The following is a 2,927-nucleotide window of genomic DNA, read 5'->3' on the forward strand; positions in this document are numbered from 1 at the left end:
CGTCGCCGCCCACGAACTGGCCGAGGTCGTCGTCATCGCCAACGGCGTGCGCGCCGGTCGCCGGCGACCGGGCGACCCTGCCGTGGCAAGAGCGGACACTCCCGAGTCCGCCCCGTCCATCTCAGGCCGCACCTGACCTGACCGCCGGTCCCCGCCGAGCGCGATCGACCGCCGATGTCGAACTCGTACACGGTGCCGTGGCCCCCATCGGGCGGCGGACGCTTCCCACCCTCAACGGCCTGCGGCGTGGCCGTCCTTCCGTCCGTCCGAGGCCGCCATCCATCCTCCGCTCGGAAGCGAGAGAACAGCCTGGGCTCCGCCGAAGCCGCTGCGGCCGGTCTCCACCCGAACGTGATGGCCGCGCCGGGCGAGGTCGTCGAGCGTCGACGGGTCCCATCCCGGCTCGACGGCAAGGTCGAGTCCGTCGTCGACGCGCCAACGGGGCGTGTCGATGATCGCCTGCGGGTCCAGCCCGGAGAGCGCTGCTCGTACGAGCATCTGCAGGTGCCCCTGCGGCTGGAGGGGCCCGCCCACCATCCCCATCGCCATCCTTTCGCCGGTCGGGGTGCGCACCATCCCGGGAATGATCGTGTGAAAGGGCCGAACCCCGGGAGCGACGACGTTGGGTGAGCGAGGGTCGGTGGAGAAGCCCGCGCCCCGGTTCTGGAGAGAGATCCCCGTCCCGGGAACGACGAGGCCGGAGCCGAAACCGACGAAGTTCGACTGGATGAGCGAGACCACCCGGCCGTGACGGTCGCCCGTGGCCACGTACACGGTGCCCCCCGGCGCTGGACGGCCATGGCCCGGGTCCCTCGCCCGGTCGTCCTCGATGCGCTCGGCCAACCCGTCGACGAACTCGGTGGCGAGCAGATCGTCGACGGACACCTGCATCCGGTCCCGATCGGCCACCACCTCGCGCGTCACCGCCAACGCCAACTTGGTCGCCTCGACCTGGACGTGCACCGCACCGGGCCCGTCCGGGTCGGCGCCGGCAAGTCCGACCCGATCGACGATTGCGGTCCCGAGCAGAGCCGCCAACCCCTGGGTCGCGGGCGGAAGCTCGACCAGTCCCCACTCGGCGAACGCTGCCTCGACGGGGCGCACCCATTCGCTGCGGTGCGCCGCCAGGTCATCGGCGCGCAGCGCGCCGCCACCGGAGCGGGCGAACCGCTCGACCGCTGCGGCCAACGCTCCGCGGTAGAAGGCGGCGTCACCGTCGCTGGCGATGCGACGGAGGGTCTCGGCGGCGCCGTCGAGCCGGAAGCGGTCCCCCGCCGAGGGTGCCCGGCCTCCCGGGAGGAATGCCGCCACGAAGCTGGCATCGGCGTAGGCCTCGGGAGCCTTGGCCCAGGCCGCAGCCGTGATCGGTGCCACGAGGAAGCCGTCTTCGGCCAGACGGATGGCCGGGGCCATCACCCGGTCGAGGCCGAGCGTGCCGCGCTCGGCGAGCAGGGCCCAGCCACTCACGGCACCCGGCACGGTGACCGTGTCCCACCCGCGCAGCGGCATCGCCGGGTTCCCCAACAAGGGGGTGGGGTCGAGCGCTGCCGGGGAGCGCCCGGACGCGTCGAGCGCCCAGCAGGATCCATCGGGTTCGCCCACGAGGGCGAACAGGTCACCGCCGATGCCGTTGAGCACGGGCTCGGTGACGGCAAGCGCGACGGCCGCCGCGACCGCGGCGTCGACGGCATCGCCTCCCGCCGCGAACATCTCGAGGGCCGCGGCGGCCGCGGTCGGCTGGCTCGTGGCCACCACCTCGTCGGCGACCACGGGCTGGCGGGTCGAGGGATACGGGAACGAACCCATCCGCTCAGCCCCGGCCGGCCGAGACCGGAGACAGCGACACCGGAGACAACGACACCGGCGTCGGCTCGACCGCTCGGCCGGCGAAGTGACAGGCCACCGACTGTCCGCTCGGATGCGGTATCAGCGGCGGGTCCTCCCGGGTGCACACTTCCTCGGCAATGGGGCATCGGGTGCGGAACCGACACCCGCTCGGAGGCGAGACGGGGCTCGGGATCTCCCCTTGGAGCAGGATTCGGCGACGCCGGCGCTCGACGGGTGGATCGGGCACGGGAACGGCCGACAACAGCGCCTGGGTGTAGGGATGGGCCGGCTGGTCGTAGATCGTCGCGGTGTCACCGACCTCCACGATCCGCCCCAGGTACATCACCGCGACACGGTCGGCCATGTGACGGACGATGCCCAGGTCGTGGGCGATGAACAGATACGCGAGCCCCAGTCGACGTTGGAGGTCTTCGAGCAGGTTCACGATCTGGGCCCGGACCGACACGTCGAGGGCCGAGACCGCTTCGTCGCACACCACGAGCGACGGCTCCACGGCGAGGGCTCGGGCGATGCCGATCCGCTGACGTTGACCTCCCGAGAACTGATGGGGGTAGCGCGACATCGCGTCGGGCGGGAGACCCACGAGCTCGAGGAGGTGGGCGACACGCTCGGTCCGTTCGGATCCGCGACGACCGACGCGGTGGATGCGGAGCGGCTCGCTCAGGATGCGTCGCACCGGCATCCGGGGGTCGAGGCTGCCGTAGGGATCCTGGAAGATCAGCTGCATGCGTCGGCGGGCCGACCGCAGTTCTCGACGTGGCAGGGTCGACAGGTCGATCCCCTCGAAACGCACCGACCCGCGCGTGGGCCGGTGGAGCTGCAGCGCGGCCCGCGCCGCAGTGCTCTTGCCACAACCCGACTCGCCGACGATGCCGAGTGTCTCGCCCGGCGCCATGGTCACGTCGATGCCGTCCACGGCTCGGACCCAGGACGTGGGACGGCGCACCAGACCGCCGTCGGCCGGGAAGTGCACGGCCACGTCGCGGAGCTCGAGCAACGGACCGGCGGGGTCGGCCACCTCCTCGTGGGCGATGGCGTCGGCCGCCGGGGGAGGCGGCGACGTTTCCCGCACCGACGGC

General features: G+C 72.5%; 2 protein-coding genes. Both read right to left on the minus strand.

The window, feature by feature from the left end; all coding sequences use genetic code 11:
* Positions 1-231 precede the first annotated feature (231 nt).
* Positions 232-1,806 (minus strand): gamma-glutamyltransferase family protein, encoded by a 1,575-nt coding sequence (locus tag ABZE72_RS16510; protein ID WP_372730126.1) that lies wholly within the window; start codon positions 1,804-1,806, stop codon positions 232-234.
* Between the two features lie 4 nt (positions 1,807-1,810).
* The gene (locus ABZE72_RS16515; RefSeq protein ID WP_372730127.1) at positions 1,811-2,881 is read right to left on the minus strand and encodes an ABC transporter ATP-binding protein; all 1,071 of its coding nucleotides are present in this window, start codon (positions 2,879-2,881) and stop codon (positions 1,811-1,813) included.
* Positions 2,882-2,927: the final 46 nt, after the last annotated feature.

The sequence above is a fragment of the Nocardioides sp. genome (assembly GCF_041600255.1).
Lineage (GTDB): Bacteria > Actinomycetota > Actinomycetes > Propionibacteriales > Nocardioidaceae > Nocardioides.